At 58.1% G+C, this 20,402-nt stretch carries 21 protein-coding genes and 1 pseudogene; 16 read left to right on the top strand and 6 right to left on the bottom strand.

The window, feature by feature from the left end; all coding sequences use genetic code 11:
• Nucleotides 1-218 precede the first annotated feature (218 nt).
• The 6 genes from purC to ACXAIC_RS04955 all read left to right on the top strand — a co-directional run bounded on the left by purC (nt 219) and on the right by ACXAIC_RS04955 (nt 3,110).
• Complete coding sequence (gene purC / locus ACXAIC_RS04980) at nt 219-983, top strand: phosphoribosylaminoimidazolesuccinocarboxamide synthase (protein WP_475174277.1); 765 nt, start codon at nt 219-221, stop codon at nt 981-983.
• Between the two features lie 136 nt (nt 984-1,119).
• Nucleotides 1,120-1,653 (top strand): hypothetical protein, encoded by a 534-nt coding sequence (locus ACXAIC_RS04975; RefSeq protein ID WP_475174274.1) that lies wholly within the window; start codon nt 1,120-1,122, stop codon nt 1,651-1,653.
• Nucleotides 1,654-1,774: 121 nt separating this feature from the next.
• Nucleotides 1,775-2,017, top strand: coding sequence for a phosphoribosylformylglycinamidine synthase subunit PurS (gene purS, locus ACXAIC_RS04970; RefSeq protein ID WP_475174597.1), 243 nt, complete (start codon nt 1,775-1,777; stop codon nt 2,015-2,017).
• Nucleotides 2,018-2,033: 16 nt separating this feature from the next.
• Nucleotides 2,034-2,141 (top strand): phosphoribosylformylglycinamidine synthase-associated small membrane protein, encoded by a 108-nt coding sequence (locus ACXAIC_RS04965; RefSeq protein WP_475174272.1) that lies wholly within the window; start codon nt 2,034-2,036, stop codon nt 2,139-2,141.
• Nucleotides 2,142-2,158: 17 nt separating this feature from the next.
• On the top strand, nt 2,159-2,827 hold the full coding sequence (gene purQ, locus ACXAIC_RS04960) for a phosphoribosylformylglycinamidine synthase subunit PurQ (protein ID WP_475174270.1): 669 nt from the start codon (nt 2,159-2,161) through the stop codon (nt 2,825-2,827).
• 28 nt (nt 2,828-2,855) lie between these two features.
• Nucleotides 2,856-3,110 (top strand): DUF2164 domain-containing protein, encoded by a 255-nt coding sequence (locus ACXAIC_RS04955; protein WP_475174269.1) that lies wholly within the window; start codon nt 2,856-2,858, stop codon nt 3,108-3,110.
• On the opposite strand, the gene ACXAIC_RS04950 is transcribed toward ACXAIC_RS04955, so the two are convergent.
• Nucleotides 3,111-3,914, bottom strand: a complete 804-nt coding sequence (locus ACXAIC_RS04950; RefSeq protein WP_475174266.1) for a helix-turn-helix transcriptional regulator — start codon at nt 3,912-3,914, stop codon at nt 3,111-3,113.
• Nucleotides 3,915-4,070: 156 nt separating this feature from the next.
• Here ACXAIC_RS04950 and ACXAIC_RS04945 point away from each other — a divergent pair, with 156 nt between their 5' ends.
• On the top strand, nt 4,071-4,607 hold the full coding sequence (locus ACXAIC_RS04945) for a peroxiredoxin-like family protein (protein ID WP_475174264.1): 537 nt from the start codon (nt 4,071-4,073) through the stop codon (nt 4,605-4,607).
• A gap of 195 nt (nt 4,608-4,802) precedes the next feature.
• Here ACXAIC_RS04945 and ACXAIC_RS04940 read toward each other — a convergent pair whose 3' ends face one another.
• A complete protein-coding gene (locus ACXAIC_RS04940; protein ID WP_475174262.1) occupies nt 4,803-5,048 on the bottom strand; it encodes a DUF1127 domain-containing protein in 246 nt (81 codons plus the stop codon).
• 103 nt (nt 5,049-5,151) lie between these two features.
• On the opposite strand from ACXAIC_RS04940, the gene ACXAIC_RS04935 reads away from it, so the two are divergent.
• The 6 genes from ACXAIC_RS04935 (at nt 5,152) to ACXAIC_RS04910 (ending at nt 11,085) form a co-directional block, all read left to right on the top strand.
• A complete protein-coding gene (locus ACXAIC_RS04935) occupies nt 5,152-6,663 on the top strand; it encodes an aminotransferase-like domain-containing protein (protein WP_475174260.1) in 1,512 nt (503 codons plus the stop codon).
• A gap of 335 nt (nt 6,664-6,998) precedes the next feature.
• The gene (locus ACXAIC_RS04930) at nt 6,999-7,148 is read left to right on the top strand and encodes a hypothetical protein (RefSeq protein WP_475174257.1); all 150 of its coding nucleotides are present in this window, start codon (nt 6,999-7,001) and stop codon (nt 7,146-7,148) included.
• 193 nt (nt 7,149-7,341) lie between these two features.
• Nucleotides 7,342-9,540 carry a phosphoribosylformylglycinamidine synthase subunit PurL gene (gene purL, locus ACXAIC_RS04925; protein ID WP_475174256.1) on the top strand — a complete coding sequence of 733 codons (2,199 nt, stop codon included), beginning with the start codon at nt 7,342-7,344 and terminating at the stop codon, nt 9,538-9,540.
• Between the two features lie 47 nt (nt 9,541-9,587).
• Nucleotides 9,588-9,821: a BolA family protein gene (locus ACXAIC_RS04920; protein WP_475174254.1), complete on the top strand. Its 234-nt coding sequence runs from the start codon at nt 9,588-9,590 to the stop codon at nt 9,819-9,821.
• Between the two features lie 235 nt (nt 9,822-10,056).
• Entirely contained in the window at nt 10,057-10,392 is a 336-nt protein-coding gene (grxD, locus tag ACXAIC_RS04915; RefSeq protein WP_475174252.1) for a Grx4 family monothiol glutaredoxin, read from the top strand.
• A 411-nt stretch (nt 10,393-10,803) separates the two neighbouring features.
• Nucleotides 10,804-11,085 (top strand): antitermination protein, encoded by a 282-nt coding sequence (locus ACXAIC_RS04910; RefSeq protein WP_475174250.1) that lies wholly within the window; start codon nt 10,804-10,806, stop codon nt 11,083-11,085.
• Between the two features lie 96 nt (nt 11,086-11,181).
• Here ACXAIC_RS04910 and ACXAIC_RS04905 read toward each other — a convergent pair whose 3' ends face one another.
• The 3 genes from ACXAIC_RS04905 to ttcA form a co-directional block, all read right to left on the bottom strand.
• Nucleotides 11,182-12,762, bottom strand: coding sequence for a DUF427 domain-containing protein (locus ACXAIC_RS04905; protein WP_475174247.1), 1,581 nt, complete (start codon nt 12,760-12,762; stop codon nt 11,182-11,184).
• Between the two features lie 50 nt (nt 12,763-12,812).
• Nucleotides 12,813-14,456, bottom strand: a complete 1,644-nt coding sequence (locus ACXAIC_RS04900) for an EAL domain-containing protein (protein ID WP_475174244.1) — start codon at nt 14,454-14,456, stop codon at nt 12,813-12,815.
• A gap of 406 nt (nt 14,457-14,862) precedes the next feature.
• Nucleotides 14,863-15,804, bottom strand: a complete 942-nt coding sequence (gene ttcA, locus ACXAIC_RS04895; protein ID WP_475174242.1) for a tRNA 2-thiocytidine(32) synthetase TtcA — start codon at nt 15,802-15,804, stop codon at nt 14,863-14,865.
• A 195-nt stretch (nt 15,805-15,999) separates the two neighbouring features.
• On the opposite strand from ttcA, the gene ACXAIC_RS04890 reads away from it, so the two are divergent.
• Complete coding sequence (locus ACXAIC_RS04890; protein ID WP_475174239.1) at nt 16,000-16,488, top strand: LysM peptidoglycan-binding domain-containing protein; 489 nt, start codon at nt 16,000-16,002, stop codon at nt 16,486-16,488.
• Nucleotides 16,489-16,570: 82 nt separating this feature from the next.
• Here the strand turns inward: ACXAIC_RS04890 and rpsD are convergent, their stop codons facing one another.
• Nucleotides 16,571-17,188 (bottom strand): 30S ribosomal protein S4, encoded by a 618-nt coding sequence (rpsD, locus tag ACXAIC_RS04885; RefSeq protein WP_475174237.1) that lies wholly within the window; start codon nt 17,186-17,188, stop codon nt 16,571-16,573.
• Nucleotides 17,189-17,765: 577 nt separating this feature from the next.
• Between rpsD and ACXAIC_RS04880 the strand changes: the two genes are divergently transcribed.
• Complete coding sequence (locus ACXAIC_RS04880; protein ID WP_475174236.1) at nt 17,766-19,574, top strand: EAL domain-containing protein; 1,809 nt, start codon at nt 17,766-17,768, stop codon at nt 19,572-19,574.
• Nucleotides 19,575-19,914: 340 nt separating this feature from the next.
• A pseudogene (locus tag ACXAIC_RS04875) lies at nt 19,915-20,310 on the top strand (transposase family protein); the annotation flags it as partial.
• Nucleotides 20,311-20,402: the final 92 nt, after the last annotated feature.

The following is a 20,402-nucleotide window of genomic DNA, read 5'->3' as shown; positions in this document are numbered from 1 at the left end:
GCAGTACAGAACCGGATGCGTCAAAAGCACGGGAAAGCAGGCCCCGGCAGAAAAACAGATGATTGTACTTTTGCCCCGCTTCGGGTAAGTTCCGCGCCGCAAAACGGGGATTGCAGCCATTCGATCGCACCAGCCGATTGACCGGACAACGTTCCGCAGCAAAACTGAGCAGGTGTGCAAGTCCCGCCCAAAGGTTTCAGAAAAACACGGTAAAGCCCATGAACCGCCGCCGGCGCATTTATGAAGGTAAAGGCAAGATTCTCTACGAAGGTCCGGAACCGGGAACCCTGGTCCAGCACTTCAAGGATGATGCAACCGCCTTCAATAACAAGAAACACGAGATTGTTGACGGCAAGGGTGTGCTCAACAACCGTATTTCCGAATTTATCTTCAACCACCTGAATGCCATCGGCATTCCGACCCATTTCATCCGCCGTATGAACATGCGTGAGCAGCTCATCCGGGAAGTGGAGATCATTCCGCTGGAAGTGGTGGTGCGCAATGTGGCCGCCGGGTCGATCGCCAAGCGTCTCGGTCTGGAAGAAGGCACCCAGCTGCCCCGCTCCATCATCGAGTTCTATTACAAGAACGACGAGCTGGACGACCCGATGGTCGCCGAAGAGCATATCACCGCCTTCGGCTGGGCCACCCCGCAGGAACTGGACGACATGATGGCCCTGGCCATTCGTGTCAACGACTTCCTGTCCGGCCTGTTCCTGGGGGTCGGCATCCGTCTGGTGGATTTCAAGATCGAATGCGGCCGCCTGTTTGAAGGCGACATGATGCGCATTGTCGTGGCCGACGAAATCTCCCCGGACAGCTGCCGCCTATGGGACATTGAAACCAACGACAAGATGGACAAGGACCGGTTCCGCCGGGATCTCGGCGGCATGCTGGAAGCCTATCAGGAAGTCGCCAAACGGCTTGGCATCATGATTGCGGCCGAACGTCCGGCCAATTCCGGCCCGACCCTGGTTCAGTGACGTAACGGTCTCAAGGCTCTGTGATGCAATTGTGGCACAGGCCGGAGACAATGCGCACCAGACATCCATAGTCAGGTTGTGCAAGCTTCAGACACATTCGATAACGCCTTCTTGGAAACAAGGGGGCGTTATCTTTATGAAATTGCATATCTTTATCAGAACCGCACTGTTTGCACTTCTTTGCGGCCTGCTGGCGGCCTGTCAAACGACCGGTCTGAAGCCCGGCAGCATCCAGGCCAACTACGCACCGAGCGGCTGGACGCAAAAAACGAAAAACGGCATCACCGGATACGTGTGCAACGTCCCAAAATGCAAGTCCGCCAGAGCGGTTGGCTACGGTCCATTGCGGATTCACGGCAATTTCGAACAGGCCATCAAGAGCGGTGAATTTTCGACGGAATTGTTCAATGCCGTTGCCAATGTCTACACCGTAGCTTCGAAGGGCCGGGAAAAATTTCGGATCACACGAAAAATCGTCCGGAAGAACTACGCGGGTTTCGACGTCAGTGCACGCTTTTCAGTCCGGACCGAAACAGTTTGGTTTAAGGGCCGGGTTATCGTTCAAGACAATCGAGCATCCGTGGTGTTTGCGATCGCCCAGTCGCAAGGGATCGCGAACAGCTACTTCAAGAGATACATGAACAACACCACAATCCGCCGCCTGCCTTAAGGGACTGGCCATAAATCCCGGCAAATCCGGGCTGGGCACTTTCGCTTTCGGGGCTCCTCGTGTATGGGGAGCCCCAAACTGTTTGTCCTTGCAGATTCTGCAGACTGTTGCCGGGAAGCCAATCATGAAAGCTCGTGTTATCGTCACCCTGAAAAACGGCGTTCTGGACCCCCAGGGCAAAGCCATCGAGGGCGCTCTTGGAGGACTCGGCTTCGGCGATGTCGGTTCCGTGCGCCAGGGCAAGGTGTTTGACGTGGAGCTGACCAGCGCCGACAAGGACGCAGCCAAAGCCGAGCTGGAGCAGATGTGCGAAAAGCTGCTGGCCAACACGGTGATTGAAAACTACGCGATCGAGATCGCCTGACTTCCGGACCCGGGCCATGGATGACGACACCCGCAAGGCCATCACTTTCATGGCCGTCAAGGCGGCCATATTCATCCTCGTGCCCGCTCTTGCGGCCGTCATAGCCGTTCTTGTCCTGCTTTAGAACTTCGGGATAGCCTCATGAAAACCGCCGTCATCGTCTTCCCTGGCTCCAACCGCGACCGCGACATGTTCCACGCCCTGGAACTGATGACCGGATCCCGGCCCGAGAGCGTCTGGCACACGCAAAGCACCCTGCCCGATGTGGACCTTGTGGTGGTGCCCGGCGGATTTTCCTATGGCGATTATCTACGCTCCGGCGCCATTGCTGCCCGCTCACCGATCTTGAAAGACCTTGTAGCCAAAGCCAATAGCGGTGTGGCCGTGCTCGGGGTGTGCAACGGCTTCCAGATCCTGACCGAGGCGGGCCTTTTGCCCGGCGCCCTGATGCGCAATGCGGGCCTAACCTTTGTCTGCAAAGAGGTGAAGCTGGAAACGGTCAACACGGCCACACGGTTCTCGTCCAAATTCACCAAGGGACAGGTCTGGCGCTGCCCGGTTGCCCATCACGACGGCAATTATTTCGCTGACACCGACACGCTGAAACAGATTGAAGACAATGGCCAGGTGGTGTTCCGTTATGCTGACGGCACCAATCCCAACGGCTCCCTGAATGACATTGCAGGCCTCACCAATGCGGCCGGCAACGTCCTGGGCATGATGCCCCATCCGGAAAACCTGGTAGAGCCGCTTCATGGCGGTCTGGACGGACGCCTGCTGTTTGAAAGCCTGAGCAGCCGGGCAGCCTGAGCTGCCAGATCCAAGTGGGGAGAGAGCCATGCGCGATCTGAAACTGGACAAAGACACGGCCAGCCAGCTTGCGGACCAGATACGGCGCTATCTGGATGAGGATCTTGATATTGGCATCGGCAATATGGACGCCCAGCTTCTGATCGACTTTCTCGGCCCCACCCTCGGCGCCCATTTCTACAATCTCGGCCTGAAGGACGCGCAAGCCCTGTTCGCCCGAAAGGCCGATGACATCGCCGATGAAATCTATGCGCTGGAACGGCCTGTCAAAGACCAGCGCTGACTATCCGGCCTGCTTTCGCTTCTGTTTGGGCGGATAGCCGAAGCGGCGGGAAAAGGCCCTGGAAAACGCCGCAGCGCTGGAAAACCCGCACAGTGTGGCGACGGCCTTGACCTGAAGTCCCGCCTCCAGTTCGGAACGGGCAATCTCCAGCCGCCAGTTTGACAGATATCCCATGGGCGTGGCCCCCACCAGATCCCGGAATGTGACCGCGAACTGGGTCCGGGACATGCCTGCCGTTTCCGCCAGCTTTTCCAGGGTCCAGACCTCTGCGGGCGCTTCATGAATGGCCACCAGGGCTGCCGCCAGCCTGGGGTGAGCCAGCCCGGTCAAGAGGCCGCTTTCAACCCGCCCCTCTTCCAGCGCATGGCGCAAAAGCCGGATCACCACCACCTCGCACAGGCGCGCAAAGGCCGCCTGACCGCCGCATCTGGGCTGGGTCGCCTCCTCGATCAGCGGGATCGCAACCGCCGCCAGAAAAGGGTCTTTGGACAGGTCCACCGTCAATTGCTCCGGCAGTGCCGTGATCAACTGGCGCCCAAGGCCGGACACCGTGATATGGGCGGCGACGATCAGCGTCTCACCGGGCCCCGCCTTCGGGTCCCGGCAGCCCGCAGCCCCCCGCTCCCACCCTGGACAGAACACCAGCCGCTGAGCCCCTTCCTCGCCCCGGAAGATCATCAGATTTGCGCGGCCGGTGCCGGAGCCTTCATGCAAGGCGTTGCTCACATGCACCCGCAGCCGGTCAATGAGCGAGGACAGCCGGTCCAGCTTCCCATTGAAGGACATGCGATAGGCAACCGGCATTTCTGTACTCCAGATCAATTTTTTAGAATGTTTCTTCGTCAAGCGTTCGCTACATTAAGCGCATTGCGAGGCAAATGAAAAGCGCTGCCTGACAGAGAAAGACGTAAGCGCCCGTTGACCGGGCTCAATGTCACTTAAGAACCGCAGGAGGAAAAGATGCTTGTTCCACGCCAACAGGTTCCCCCGCTGAGCGTTCCGCTGCTGGGCGGCGGCACCTTCGATCTTGTACAGGATGCTGCCGCGTTTGCAACGCTGGTCGTTTTTTACCGCGGCCTGCATTGCCCGATCTGCGCCACTTATCTCAAAGAGCTGGGCCGCCAGACCCCCGCCTTTGCCGAAAAAGGTGTCAAAACGATTGCTCTTTCCTCCGACGGGGAAGAGCGGACCCTGCAAATGGCGGAAAAGGTCGGTCAAGAGAGCCTGCGTTTCGGCTATGACCTTCCACTGACCGCCGCGAGAGACTGGGGGCTTTACATCTCGACCGGACGCGGCAAGACCTCCATCGGTATCGAGGAACCCGACCTCTTCTCCGAGCCCGGTGTCTTTCTGGTACGGACCGATGGCAGCCTCTATTTCGCCTCGGTTCAGACCATGCCCTTTGTGCGCCCGCATTTTCAGGAGATGGTGGGCGCTCTCGACTTCGTTCAAAAAAACGACTACCCGGCCCGCGGCGAATTTACCGGCGCGGTCTGAGCAGCACCTCCAGGCCGGGCTCCCACCTCCGGTCTGGAGGCTCTGCCTGACGTTCTCAGGGCTAACCCGCCCTGTGAGGCAGCCAGAGGACCCTTGAGCACAATTCAGCAAAACAGGACACGGGGTTTGTAACCGGGCTGGTTTGAAACCAAAAACCGGAAACTGCTTTCGGGCACTGCTTACGATGGCCGTCCGTCAGACCCTTCCGCTCTTGCAAAGACGAAGGGAGGACGCCCAGAAGGGACGCTTGGCTTCCCGAAGGGCCGTCTCCCGGTCAAGCCCGATGTCCTTCAGGGCTGCATCATCCAGGTCCAGCAAGTGCCTGCGGGTTCTGTAGCGTTGAAACCAGGCCTGCACGACCCGCCAGAAACGCTTGCGCACGGGCGACCAGCGCTGGCCTCTCAGGGTCAGCGGCCTCTGAATTGTCTCTATTGAACTCATTGCAGCCCCTCAATTTAGGTAACAATATCCACATTGGACACATTGTATTGGTTCAATCATATGAATTGACCCTTTTTGAGAGGCAATATACAAAATTGTCACCATGACAAATTGGCTTCCAACAATCCCCGATGGCACAGGGCCGCTCTATATGCGCCTGGCTGACCGCATCTGCGACGACATAGCCACCGGAACGCTTGCGGCCGGGACCAAACTGCCGCCGCAGAGAGATCTGGCCTATGACCTCGGCGTGACCGTGGGCACGATTGGCCGGGCCTATGCGGTGATCCGTCAGCGCGGGCTTGTAAGCGGGGAAGTCGGCCGGGGCACCTATGTTCTTGGATCGCAGGCAACAGGCCATCTGGAGGAAGAGACCAAGCCGGCCCTTACCGAAGCATCCTCCTTTGGCAATGGCTCCGGCCACTCAGCGCCGGGTGGTGCCTCCTGGGTGCAAGGGGCAATGGCACCGCCAAGCGACAGAGAGTTTGCCGGAACGCGTATCTCTGTTCCCGCGCCCAATTCAATCCGCTTTGACAGCACCTCAGCGCCTCAGGTAGGCCAGTCGGAGGTGATCCGGGAGCTGACCGCCGAAATTACCCGGCAATCGCCTTACGAGATTGCCAGTTACACCCGCTCTGTGCCTGAGAACTGGCGCCTTGCCGGACAAAGATGGCTGACGCGCGGCGGCTGGACCCCGCCTGAAGGCTCCATCGTACCGGCGACCGGTGCCCAGGCGGCCATCATGGCCATCATAGCCGCAACCACCGCGCCCGGCGATCAGATCGCCTTTGAAGACCTCACCTACAGCTCGATTGCAAGGGGCGCCGCCCTTACCGGACGACGGCCGGTCGAGGTGGCCCGGGATGCGGAAGGCCCCCTGCCGGAGGATCTGGCCCGGGTCTGCGCACAGCGCCACCCGAAGATGATTTTTCTCATGCCCACCATGCACAATCCCACCACCCGTCTGATGGGGGCAGACCGACGCAAGGATCTTGTGGCTGTGGCACAGGAACACAATTTGTGGATCATCGAGGACGAGGTCTACGGCACGTTGCGGGCGACCAGCCTGCCGCCGCTGGCAAGCCTGGCACCGGAGCGCACCTTTCATGTCGGCTCCCTGTCCAAGGCGGTTACAGCCGGTGTGCGCGGCGGCTGGGTGTCGAGCCCCGCGTCCCAGGCCCAGCGAATTTACACCGCCCACAAGATGTTGACCGGAGGGATTTCCTTTCTCCTTGCCGAACTCTCCGCCCGTCTGGTTTTAACAGGAGCTGCTGACGCGATCCGGAAACAGGTTCTGGATGAGATTTCCACCCGTCACGCACTCGCCCGGCGTTTCCTGGGCGCGTTTGAAATGGAAGCGGCCCCCGACGCTCCCTTTGTCTGGCTGAAAGTGTCCGAACCCTGGCTCTCCGGCACCTTCAAGGCCGCGGCCGCCGCCGGAAATACACTGATCGATGACGAAGATGAATTCAAATCCGGACGGTCCGGCAAGGTTCACCACCGCGTGCGCATTGGCATCACCAACCCCTCCACCCGCGGAGAAGTGATCAGCGGGCTTGAGACCCTCAAAAGCCTGATGGAAGACAGCGGCGCAGGCTACGACCGGTTTGAATAGGCAAGGCCGCTCTCAGCATAGCCAGTCCCCAGACAGGACTGATCTCCCATTGCTGCAGCCTTGGGACATTTTCTGAACATAAGTCCTTTTATCACTGATTGACTTTACAAATTCCGGAAAAGAGCTTACGTTGAGTTAGAGCCCCATCGACACTCACGTCTTCGAAAAAAACAAATAATATACTTAAGATTTTCATCTCAAAACAATGCCCCGCCAGTTATGGGGGGGCATTGCCCAGATTTTGTCATTTTGTAAAAAGTCCTTTTGAAGCCGTTGCCATGCTCTCAGAAAACAGCTCTTCTCCGCCCCGGGACCTGACCGCGGAACGTTTGCTCATGCGGATCATGAAACTGGAGCATAGGGTCCGGGAACTCCATCAGCAAAGCATCTTCAAGGATCAGGAAATCAAGCGGCTGGAAAGCCGGATCCGTGAATGGCAGCAGATCACATTGCGGCTGCAAACGCGCGTTTCCAAACGGCCCTGACACCAAAGGCCACCGGGCATCTGCGCAGGACTGTGCAGGGAGACACAAACTTTCCTCCCTCCCCTCCCTTTTCCGGACACAATCTGCTAAATGGCGGCAACACTGCCCGCGCTTGGCTGCCCGGCCCTTCACAGCCGGTCCAGAAAGCGGCCCAATCGACTGGCCAAAGAACTGGCCAAAGAACTGGAACGTCATGATCCCGAACGACATCAAGATCACGCCCGACCTGATTGCGTCCCATGGACTGAAACCGGATGAATATGAGCGCATCCTGGAGCTCATCGGCCGGGAACCGAGCTTCACCGAACTCGGCATCTTTTCCGCCATGTGGAACGAGCACTGCTCCTATAAGTCCTCCAAAAAGTGGCTGAAAACCTTGCCGACCGAAGGCCCGCGCGTGCTGCAAGGACCCGGCGAGAATGCCGGTGTCGTTGATATCGGGGACGGCCAGGCCGTTGTCTTCAAGATGGAGAGCCACAACCACCCGTCCTATATCGAGCCCTATCAGGGCGCGGCGACTGGAGTGGGCGGCATCCTGCGCGATGTTTTCACCATGGGCGCCCGGCCGGTTGCGGCCATGAACGCCCTGCGATTCGGCGAGCCGGATCATCCGCGCACCCGCCACCTGGTCTCCGGCGTTGTTTCCGGTGTCGGCGGCTACGGCAATTCCTTCGGCGTGCCGACCGTGGGCGGCGAAGTGGAATTCCACGCCCGCTACAACGGCAACTGCCTGGTCAACGCCTTTGCCGCCGGTCTTGCCAAGACGGATGCCATCTTCCTGTCCAAGGCCGAGGGCGTCGGCCTGCCGGTCGTCTATCTTGGCGCCAAAACAGGCCGGGACGGGGTGGGCGGCGCCACCATGGCGTCTGCCGAATTTGACGATACGATCGAGGAAAAGCGCCCGACCGTGCAGGTGGGCGACCCGTTCACCGAAAAATGCCTGCTGGAAGCCTGCCTGGAGCTGATGGAAACCGGCGCGGTCATCGCGATCCAGGACATGGGGGCCGCCGGCCTGACCTGTTCGGCCGTTGAGATGGGCGCCAAGGGCGACCTCGGCATTGAACTGGATCTGGACAAGGTGCCGGTGCGCGAAGAGCGTATGAGCGCTTACGAAATGATGTTGTCGGAAAGCCAGGAGCGCATGCTGATGGTGCTGCGCCCGGCTATGGAACAGCAGGCGGAGGCGATTTTCCGCAAATGGGGCCTCGATTTTGCAATTGTCGGTGTTACGACAGACACACTGCGCTTTGTCGTCAAACATCAAGGCGATGTTGTCGCCGACCTGCCCATCAAGGACCTGGGGGACGAAGCGCCTGAATATGACCGCCCCTGGGCCGCGCCGGTCCAGCGGGAGCAGCTTTTGGCTGGCGATGTCGCCGAGCCAGCCGACTATGCCGAGGCCCTGAAAACGCTGGTGGGCAGCGCCAACGGCGCCTCCCGCCGCTGGGTCTATGAGCAATATGACACGCTGATCCAGGGCAACACAGCGGAAACACCCGGTGGAGATGCGGGCGTGATACGGGTGGAGGGCACGCGCAAGGGCCTGGCCTTTTCCGTCGATGTCACCCCGCGCTATTGCGAGGCCGACCCGTTCGAGGGCGGCAAGCAGGCGGTGGCCGAAGTCTGGCGCAATCTGACTGCCGTTGGCTCGGAGCCACTGGCCGCAACCGATAATCTGAATTTCGGCAATCCGGAAAAGCCGGAGATCATGGGCCAGTTTGTCGGCTGCATCAAAGGCATTGGCGAAGCGTGCAGGGAGCTGGATTTCCCAATCGTCTCCGGCAATGTTTCGCTTTATAACGAAACCCACGGCGAAGCGATCCTGCCAACGCCTGCCATTGGCGGTGTCGGCCTGCTGCCTGATGTAACCGTACGTGCCGGGGCGGCCTTTGCCGCTGAAGGCGACGCTATTCTGCTGGTCGGCGGCTTCGGCACCCATCTTGGCGCCACGCAGTATCTTGCCGAGATTCTTGGACGGGAAGACGGCACCCCGCCCCCGGTGGATCTGGCGGCTGAAAAGCGCCGGGGCACGCTGGTGCGCCAGTTGATCGGCGCAGCCCGGCTGACCGGCGTTCACGACATTTCCTCCGGCGGCCTCGGCGTGGCGCTTGCCGAGATGGCCATGGCCAGCGGAATCGGCGCCGTGGTCGAGATTGACGGGCCGGCCCATGCCGCCCTGTTCGGCGAAGATCAGGGCCGCTATGTGCTGACCGTTTCCCCGGGCAACGCCGATGCGGTTCTGGAAGACATTCTGGATGCCGGCATTGAGGTGCGCCAGATCGGCAAAACCGGCGGCAAGGATTTGACTGTTGACGGTATTCTCACCATATCCGTTGCAAACTTGAAAGAAGCGCACGAGAATTGGTTCCCGGACTATATGGCAAACGCCTGAGCCATATCGTCTTTTTTGACGGACCTTGAGACGAGGATTGACGTAACATGCCGATGAACGCGAACGAGATCGAAACCCTGATCAAGGACGCATTGCCCGACGCTCAGGTGGAGATCCGGGATCTGGCGGGAGACGGCGACCATTATGCGGCCAATGTCGTCTCTGAGTCCTTCCGGGGCAAAAGCCGGGTTCAGCAGCATCAGATGGTCTACGAAGCCTTGAAGGGCAATATGGGTGGCGCTCTGCACGCCCTCGCGCTTCAAACCAAGGCGCCGGACTGAAAGGGGCCTGAGACACGGCGTGCAGCGCCGCTTGCCAGACGGCCTCTTGATGTTGCGCCGGTTTGAAACACATAACAGGTCAGTTAAAAGGACATCAGATGGTTTGGCTTCTTCTCCCTGTTCTGCTCCTCCTGCTGGTTATGGAGCTCCGCGTGTGGAGAGCGGCCGCCAGACTGCTTTATCGCACCGGCCGCGGGATATTTCCCGTGCCCGCGAACCAAAAGGACGGACACTCATGAGCATCCAGGACTGGATCAAGAACGAAGTCGACAGCAACGACGTGGTGCTGTTCATGAAGGGCACACCGAATTTTCCGCAATGCGGCTTTTCCGGGCAGGTCGTGCAAATTCTCGACTATGTCGGCGCCCCTTATAAAGGTATCAATGTTCTGGAAGATGACGAGTTGCGCAACGGCATCAAGGAATTCACGAATTGGCCGACAATCCCCCAGCTCTACGTGAAGGGAGAGTTTGTCGGCGGTTGCGACATTATCCGCGAAATGTTTCAAAATCAGGAATTGCAGGGGCTTCTGTCCGAAAAGGGCATCGAAACCGCACAGCAAAGCGCCTGACGCGCCGCTTTTCTTCAAGGCACGATTTGGCGCATGGCTTCAAGGGGCGGGAATTCCGCCCCTTTTTGCGTTTCCAGCCCGCACCCGTGCTTTCCCGCCCTTTTGCCTGTCGCAATTGTCTGAATTCAAACCGTTTTGTCCTTTGCGCTGAACGCGCTGATTTCAGGCAGCGAACGGCAAATCCGAATCACCCCGGCCCACCCGCAAAATTCCCTTACGTCAATTTATCCAAAGCTAAATCGCCTCAAAACGGGCCGAAATATGGCAACAGCTCGGCAAAATTTGCCGAATCACCTAAACTGAACTGAAGGTGAATGCGGATTTCAGAGTCAGTACAGGTGCGTTCCGCCATTCTCCGACCATACCGCAAGGCCTGTCACACCGGCAGGCCGGGACATGGGACCGGGGACGATGAACAAGTTTGCTGTTGCAACCACCTCAACACTCGCCTTTGCTCTGGCAGGGTTCAGCTACGCCATGACGGCAAGTCCGACCACAGACCGGGAGCTGCGCCGGGTTGAGTGCCAGGCGATCACGATGTTCACACCAGCCCACCGGAAAAGCGCCGAAGAACTGTGCGCCAATTATGGCGGTGTCGCTGACCGCGGCGCTGAGCCCAGCAAGGCCGGGCTTGTCATTCTCGTACGCAATCAGCCGGTGGGCGGCTTTGATGGGGACAAGACGGTCCGCTGATCCGATCATAAGTTGAGATTGGTACCACAAGACCGCCCCCCAAGGATTGAGAGCGTATCGCGTTCAACTGGCTTTAGAGCATCCTGCGCTAAGATATCAGCGCCCTTCCTCCGGCGGAGACGCCTCCAGTGAAAAGGCCTCCAGCGGATCGGCCACATTGTGCAGGTCCAGAGCTCCCAGACGATGCGCCGGGCAGCCCGCTTCCTGCTTCACCTCCCTCGAGAGGACCACTGCTGCCCCACACATCTTGCCGTGGTCGGCAAGCCGTGCGGCGATATTGGCGGCGCTGCCGATAACCGTGAAGTCCAGCCGTTCTTTCGAGCCCACGTTGCCATAGGTCACGTCCCCATAGGCAATGCCAATAGCACAGGAGAGCGGGCGCACCTCCTCTCCCTTGCCGCCTCCCTCCGGTTCGGCCAGCGCCCGCACGATTTTCTGCGCGCTGTCCGCGGCCTGCCGGCACGCTTGTGCCTGCCCGGCCCCAGCAGGAAAAATGGCCAGAACCGCGTCGCCGATGAATTTCAGCACTTCGCCGTCATGCGCATTGACAATCCCGGTGGCTGTTTCGAAAAACCGGTTCAGCACCGCCACATACTCCTCCCGGCCCAGGTCCCTTTCCAGCCGTGTGGAATGACGCAGGTCGCAGAACAGGATCGCCGCATCGATCACGTCTCCGTCGCCCCGCCGGATCTTTCCACCCAGCACCCGGGCCCCCGTGCGTTTGCCCAGATAGGTCTCCAGAAGCGTCGTTGCATTTGAGGTCAGGGCAAAGACTTCAAACAAGCGGCTGATCAGAGCAGAACATTCAAAGATCAGCCCCAGATTGGCCGTGGTGAACCCGTCCGGGTCATCACAGGCCAAGGTCAGGACGTTGATTCTGCCGTCGGAAAAGGGCAGCGGCATCGCGACATAGTCGGTCACCCCCTGCGCCTTCAGCTCCTCCATGATCGGGAAATTGAACTCATCCGGATTGGTGTCCAGTTTCTGGCGCACGCCGCCCAGACCATCCGCCACATGGCGGAACGGGCTGTCCTGGAAGATCGGGCTCTCCAGAAGCTCATAGGAGGGATAGCGGATGGTCACCTCGTTCCCGTCCCGCTCCCAGATGCAATTCTGCCCAGCGATCATGGGATGCAAGGACCAGATGAGAATGCTCATGCGGCGGACGGCAACGCCATCTTCCACCAGCTTGTTGCCAAGACCGGCAATCAGCGCCTCCGGAGACTTGATCAGGCAAGCCTCCCGCAACAGCCAGTCCACCACAGGGCCGGATATGTTGCCGGCCAGCCCTTTTCCGAGAGCCGCCCCGCCATGGTCAATCCGGCTGGCCACCCCGGGCATGAACGCCACATATCCATCCACCGCCCGGCCTTCCGGCAAGGCGTTCCGATAGCACCAGGCCCCCTGTCGAAGGTCTTCGCCTGCACACCGGACCCGAAAGTAGGATGCCGTGCCCTTGAAGGGGCAAAACGTCCTGTGCGCGTCCTCCGGCGACAGGCTGGCCAGAATGTCTTCCCTAGGAAAATAGACCACCGGTGCCAGACGGGTCTCATACATGACCCGGGCACGTGTTGAGCGCGCCAGCACATGCTCTCCCCGCCAGGCGGTCACCTCGCCGGACAGCGGCTCCACCAAAATGCCATAGTCATTCGAGGTTTGTTGCACAGATAAGGGCATGGTGTCTCAGATAGGCGTGAGAGCCGCTGCTGTCCATAAGGGACCTAAGGTCAGCGGGCGGCGAACACCACCTTGCCCGCCTTGGGTCTGTCCCCGTCGTGCTGGTCCTCTTTGCGGCACAACAGGGTCAGAAAATCGGTCACAGGCACCGGGCGGGAAAAAAAGAAACCCTGGCCAAATTGCACATTCAGATGACGCAGCAAGGCAAGCTGGCCTGCATTTTCAATGCCTTCGGCGACGATCGTCACATCCATCTCACCACAAAGCGAAACAATATGCCGGACAAAAGCCCCCACCACCGACTGACGGTTGACCGACAACTCGTCGATAAAGCCACGGTCGATCTTCAAATAATCCGCATCAATCTCCTTGAGCTGATTCAGATTGGAAAAGCCCGTGCCGAAATCGTCGATTGCGACCTGTACACCTAGCGCCTTCAGGTACTGGAGAGACGCAGCACTGTCACTCTTGTCGGTCACACTGGTTTCCAGAAGTTCGAAAATCACCTGCACCCCAAGCCGCATCAGCTCTTTCAAGGCTTCGCTGTGCTTCAGGCGGTCAAAGTTGGCGGCCGACAGATCCGTCGGGAAGATGTTGATGGCCACGCGGAAATCCTTGGGCAGCGTCTCCACACCGCGCAAGTCGTCCAGAACACAGTTGAAAATGCGTTCGGTGAACGACCAGGTTTGTCCTGACGCCTCCACGACCGGAATGAACACGGCCTGCGAAACCGGGCCCCGCGAATCGGTAAACCGCGCCAGAACTTCGCAGCCGATGATCTTTTCACTCTGCAAATCAACAACCGGCTGATAGTGGCAATGGAAGCCCCACCCACCCTTTGCCGTCAAAGCCCGTCTGACACGGCCCTGCGGGCTGAGGCGGATTTCAGCCTGTCGCACAGACTTTCGAAACACAATCCAGCCGAGCAGCAGGGACAACAGCAGGCTGGGCGTCAGAAATACGGCGTCCTGCAACAGAAGTTGCTGAAAAGGCAGGCCAATGAGCATGCACATGAGCGTACCGGGAACACAGACTTTCGTGACAATTTTCTCCGGCAATACGAAAACGCCTTGGTTTTCCAAATAGTCTTGATAAAGGCCCCGGTTGCCGAAGCCATGATGCCGGAAACTGCCGTCAAGGTTCTGGACGAACATATGCCAGTCCTGATCCGCGAAGGTTGCCCTCATAATGTCGGTATCCATGATCAGGCCAAACCGGCCTTCCCGGCTCACATGATGCTGATTTCCGTCGGGCAGGAACGAAAGCTTCGGCTCGTTCCATAACATCCGGTCGGGGTATCTTGGATTGACGAGAGGTTTCTCGGAGATCTTGTAAACATCAGGCAATCTGCCGATTTGCGCTGTGCATTCGATGGTCCGGCCATCTTCTTTGAAAACCGCAATATCACGCAGCATATAGTGGCGATAGACTTGAGCCCGCAGCAGCATCAGCGTGCGCGCAGAACACGGGGTGCTGTGGTGACCCTTGAGCAGACCATGCACCTCATCGGCAGTCGTCATTGCCTCAAGAACATTGGTCTTGAACCGGGCCCCGATCCGTTCAAGTTGCAGGGTTTCCAGATAGATGAGGCTCTTGAGCGACAAGAACACGGCCAGAGCCGCCACGCCCACACCGAGCAAGGCCGACAGTCCCCAATACCTGTTTCTGCCATGTATCGCAGCGCTTACGCTCATGAAGGTCTCATTGATATTTTTACGTATACTTCTTTGAAACCGAGTTGAGCAAACCTGACAAAACAGCCTCACCCAATTGCACGAATCTAACACTATCGCACAAACTGAATATATTGAATTAATTTCAAAACGAGACATTGGAACTTAGTGACTTCTTACTTAAGATGCCGCAAGTTTCATCTTGAAAAGCAACCAGAAATACAACTCTTGATATAAATTTCAAATTTTTACATTTGTTGATTTTGTGTATTTTTTACAGGTATCGATCCCGGCAGTTCAAAAAACACCACTGCACTCGGCGACATGGCACCGTATTTCTTAAAACAGGCCCTCACCGTCCCCAGACCTGCGACGGGTGCCGGCAAAGATAATGTAGCGGCGGTCAGGCGTTAAACGCCCGTTCCGTTCACTCCGCCGCAAACAGCTTTGCGGTCATGGCAAGGCTGGCGCCGCAGGGATCTTCCGCTTCTCCGCCCCCGTCCAGCACCTGCCCCCCGGCCGGGCGCAGAGCGGCGAAATCATAGAGCTGGCGGTCCAGAAGATGCGACGGGCGGGTGTGGCCAAGCGCCCGGGCCATGACACCAAGCCGGCCCGGATTGTCCTTTTCCCAGCCCTGAAGCATGCGTTTGACCTCTTCACGCTGCAGGCCATCCTGGGAGCCGCACAGGTTGCAGGGAATGATCGGAAAGCCCATCCCGTTGGAAAAGCGGGCAATATCGCTTTCAGACGCATAGGCCAGCGGACGCAGAACCAGAAGATCACCTTCGTCATTGACCAGCTTCGGCGGCATGGAGGCCAGGCGGCCGCCATGGAAAAGGTTCATAAAGAAAGTTTCCAGGATATCATCCCGGTGATGACCCAGGACAATCGCCTCGCAGCCCTGCTCGCGGGCGACCCTATAGAGAATGCCCCGGCGCAACCGCGAGCATAAGGAACAATAGGTCCGGTGCGCCGGGATCTTGTCCGTAACAATGGAATAGGTGTCTTCGCGCACGATGATGTGCTCAATCCCGTTGTCCTTAAAAAATTTCGGCAGAATATCCGCCGGGAACCCGGGCTGGGCCTGATCCAAATTGCAGGCGATCAGATCAACCGGCAGCAGACCCCGCCATTTCAGCTCGATCAGCACCGCCAGCAGCGTGTAGCTGTCCTTGCCGCCGGACAGGCACACCAGCCATTTCGGCCGGGTCTCGGCGGACGCATCCCTGGACAGCATGCCAAAATCGCTGATGGCCTCCCGCGCCTGACGCAACAGCCGCTTGCGCAGTTTCTTGAATTCAACACTGGACGGCGCCCCACGCAGGAGGGCCGGAACATCCGAGTCCGTGCTGGCGGCAATGTCATTCATACGGCAGGCCTTGACGTTTCATTAGAACGCGATGCGTTGATGTATCCGATTGCGCAGCCAAGGCCAAGCCCCCGGCCGCCTCAATGCCAGCTGGCGGCAGGGGGTGCACTCTCCCGCTCGCGCGGGATTGGGTGTAGTCTTGGGTCTGGCTGGGACGAAGATACGCAAAAGCACATTCAGGAGGAGGATCGTGTAATGACCGTAACACTCGACATTCAGCAACCGAGCCCGTTCGATTTGGTCGGCGCAACCATTTTGATTGCAGGCAACGCGGCCGCGTTTGAAGGCACCTTGAGCATCCGGGTGTCGGATGGACATGATGAATTCACGTCCTTTGCCTCTGTCGGCGCACTCGGTCTGCGCCAGTTCCAGGCCTCTATCGACATCCCGGGGGTGAACGGCCTTCAGCTCAACCGGCTGTTCCTGACCCTGGCGGACGACACGGGCAATGAAAACGGGCCCTCTGTGGTGATCCCGATACTGTTCGGCCCGAAAATCCTGACCGGATACCGGGGCTGGCAGCCCTATACGGTTCAGCCAGGAGACACCTTGACCCAGATCGCCCTGCAACAATACGGCACGCCCGATTTTCAACCGCTCTTTGAGGCGAACCAGCATATTCTGTCCGACGCGGACACGATTTTTCCAGGACAGGTGCTCAGAATTCCGCGCAGCGACATTTGAGAAATGCGCGCCCAATGAGACCTGCGCCCAAGAAAAAGGCCCGCCAGAAGGCGGGCCTTTCAAGAACCATATTCGGCGCTGATCAGCGCGAATAGAACTCAACCACCAGGTTCGGTTCCATCTGCACCGGGTAAGGCACATCAGAAAACGCCGGAATGCGGCTATAGGTCACGGTCATTTTGGCGTGATCCACATCCACGTAATCCGGCACGTCCCGTTCTGCGGACTGGACAGCTTCCAGAACCAGAGCAAGCTGTTTGGACTTTTCGCGGACTTCGACAACGTCACCCGGGCGCAGCTGGTAGCTCGGGATGTTGACGCGCTTGCCGTTGACCTTGATGTGGCCGTGGTTGATGAACTGACGGGCCGCAAACACGGTCGGAACGAACTTGGCACGGTAGATGATCGCGTCGAGGCGGCGCTCCAGCAGACCGATCAGGTTTTCCGACGTATCGCCTTTCAGGCGGGACGCTTCCGCATAGACCTTGCGGAACTGCTTTTCGGAAATGTTGCCGTAGTAGCCTTTCAGCTTCTGCTTGGCGCGGAGCTGAACACCGAAGTCGGACAGTTTGCCCTTTCGGCGCTGACCGTGCTGGCCGGGGCCATATTCACGCTTATTGGCCGGGCTCTTCGGACGGCCCCAGATGTTTTCACCCATCCGGCGGTCGATTTTGTACTTAACGCTATGGCGCTTAGACATCGCGGTTTCCTTTGAATTCGCGTTGTTTTTTCTAAAAGGAAACGCGCCCTCCTTTATCCTGCGCAGCTCTCGAAAAAGAGGCTGTTCGGATCGACAGGGACCCAGCTAGACGGCGCCGGCCGGATGCCCACGGGTGCGTAGTGCCGGGAGACAATCGCCTTCCGGACTGCGCGCTCTTACAGTGCTCCTTAAAAAAAGTCAACGGCCAGCCAGCCCCCTCGCCACCCCAGGCTTGATTCCTGCCCCGATTCGGTGCACGTAGCGGCAGCTGTGAAATGCGCAATTTCTGCCAGTCGTAGAAATACAAACCTGCGTGCCGGGTGAAATTGCAAGTGCAACACAACGGCAACCACCGGAATTTGATTAACAATCTGAAAATTCAGACATTTGAATTTACCTCGACTGCAACCATTTATATATACTCAAATTTAATGCATACATTCAGGAAATATTAATCGCGATTTTTGACAATGACAATTAAACCGCGGCCAAGGCTAATATTTGCAGACGCTTCATAAACAGCGCATTATCCTAACGCCTCCGGACAGAAATGCCCGACTTGGTGGGAAGAGTGAGAATGACAACGGAACTGAAGACAACTCAAGCAACAGGACCGGATTCAAGCCGCACACATTTGCGTTCCGTTGAGGACATGATTGCGATCCTGGACTACCGGCTGCAGCCCATCGTCGACGCTGGCACCGGAGTTGTCTACGGTTATGAGACCTTGATCCGCGTGGATGGCCAGGACGAGCCGCATCATGCGGATACCCTCTATGACCTGGCTTTTGCACGGGGCTTCCTGCCCGAATTGGAAACATCCTTGTTCGAACGCGCCCTTCTGACCTTCAAGGCGTTGCGGATTGCACAGGGCACCAAATTGTATTTCCGGCTGGATGGGCGGGGGCTCGGCATCGACTCTCAAGACCCCCGCTTGCAGCTACCCTCCATTGCTGCCCGGTCGGGCGTGCAGGCCAACCAGGTCTGTATCGAATTCTGCGAACGGGACCAGCACGGCTTCACAGACCTGATGCAGGAGGCGATCGGCACCTTGCGCCAGCTTGGTTGCCTGATTGCGCTGGATGATGTTGGCCGGGGCTCTTCGGAATTGCGCCTCATCTACGAGCTTTCCCCCGACTATCTGAAGATCGACCGGTTGTCGCTGGAGGGGATCGACAGCGACCCGCGTCGCAAGCTCTTCGTGACCACCGTCGTCAATCTGGCCCATGTGCTGGGCGCCCGGGTGATTGCGGTCGGAATTGAGACCGAACGGGAATTCAAGGCCTGCCGGGATGTGGGCTGTGACATGATCCAGGGGGCTTATGTGGCCCCGCCCTTTGAGGGGAGCGCCTCGGCCAAGCTCTTCTACGATCACGTCCGGGCCCCCAGCAAGGGGCAACTGCATCGGGAAGAGCAGAACCGCATTCGCAGCGAATTGCTGCCCTTCCCGGCGATCCAGTTCGATGCCACGCTGGCCGAACTGCTGGAAATGGTGGTTCACAATCTCGACGGCACCGTCATTCCGGTTCTGGATTCAAACATGGAACCGCGCGGGCTGATCCACGAACGGGACCTCAAAGCCTATCTTTATGCGGGCAGCCAGGAAGAGACGGGCGAAAGACCGTCTCTCGACATTCCTCTACAGTCTTTCGTGCGCCCATGCCCGATTGCCGATATCGATTCCAACGCCGATATGCTGCTGGTCACCTTCGCCTCGTCGATCAATTCCGATGGCATCATCATGACGGAGAATTTCCGCTATGCCGGGTTCCTGTCAGCCACATCTCTCCTGAAGATCATTCACGAGAAACGCCTTCAGGAGGCCCAGGACCAGAACCCGCTGACCCGGCTGCCCGGCAACAGCGCGGTGTCGCGCTATATTTCCGATGTCGCGCGCAAGAGCCAGCTGGACCGGCATCTGTGTTACCTGGATTTCGACAATTTCAAGCCGTTCAACGACACTTATGGCTACAAGCAGGGCGACCGCGCGATCATCCTGTTCGGAGAGCTGCTGCAACGCCACCTGTCCGGCTCCGATATCTTCCACGGCCATATCGGCGGCGATGATTTCTTCACCGGGATCCAGAACACCGACCAGGAGGATGTGGCCGATCGCATGCTGAAGCTCAAACAGGCGTTCCGCCTGGACGTGGAGAGTTTTTATGAAGCCGAGCACAGGGAACTCGGCTATATCGAAGCTCAGGACCGGTTCGGCACCACCCGGCAATTCCCCTTGCTGGAATGTTCGGTTTCCATCCTCAGCCTGCCCCAGGGGCTAACGCTGCGCCCGAACGAGCTGAGCGAAGAAATCGCCGAACTGAAGATTGCCGCCAAACATTCCAAGACTGGCCTCGTGCTGAAGAAACTTCGCGAAGACGCGTCTTAGAGCCGGATTTGAAAGTAGTTGAGTGACATCATCCCAGGGCATCCGATCCTCCACATTCTTGTCAGAAGTGTTGCATCACAACTCTTGAATATCACTCAAGTAGTCTTAAATCGGGCTCTGACAAACTGAAAAGACTCCTTGGATCCATAACCACACCTCCGTCCATCCAGTGAATCAGAGATTACGCTCCAAGGCGAGGTTTTTGCGGGCGTCCAGCTTTGCAGCATTCATATCCCTCGCAGCAACGATCCTGTGGCTCAAGTGAACGTCAACAGACCCTAGGTTGTTTGATCCCGGGTTTTGATGGTGCAATCTTTTCGACAGAATGGAAGGAAGCACTATGGGGCAGGTTCTTCACGGGAGCGCCAAAACGACGGAGGCGGTCCGTCGAGCAATACAAAATAGTCAAGAGAGCCTGAGGACGCTCTCGAAGCGTTACGGCATCAATCCGAAGACGGTTGCCAAATGGAAGAAGCGGACCTCGGTGACCGATCGTCCGACTGGGCCTAAAGAGCCGCATTCAACGGTGATGTCACCGCAAGAAGAGGCAATCATTGTCGCTTTTCGTAAGCACACACTGCTGCCGCTCGATGATTGCCTCTATGCGCTGCAACCGACCATTCCAAATCTGACGCGCTCGTCGTTACATCGGTGCCTGCAGCGCCATGGCATCTCCAGGCTGCCGGACGTGGATGGTGACAAACCTTCAAAGAAGAAATTCAAGCGATACCCGATTGCACTACTGTCCGGGAAAATTGAATTGGAATTGATATTCCGGATTTTGTTTGTCGACCCTGTCGTTTGGATTTAGCAGTCGGGTTATGTCGC

The organism is Roseibium sp. AWQ4_254 (genome assembly GCF_056161025.1).
The sequence above is the reverse complement of the archived record's forward strand: the minus strand, read 5'-3'. Positions and strand labels throughout refer to the sequence as shown.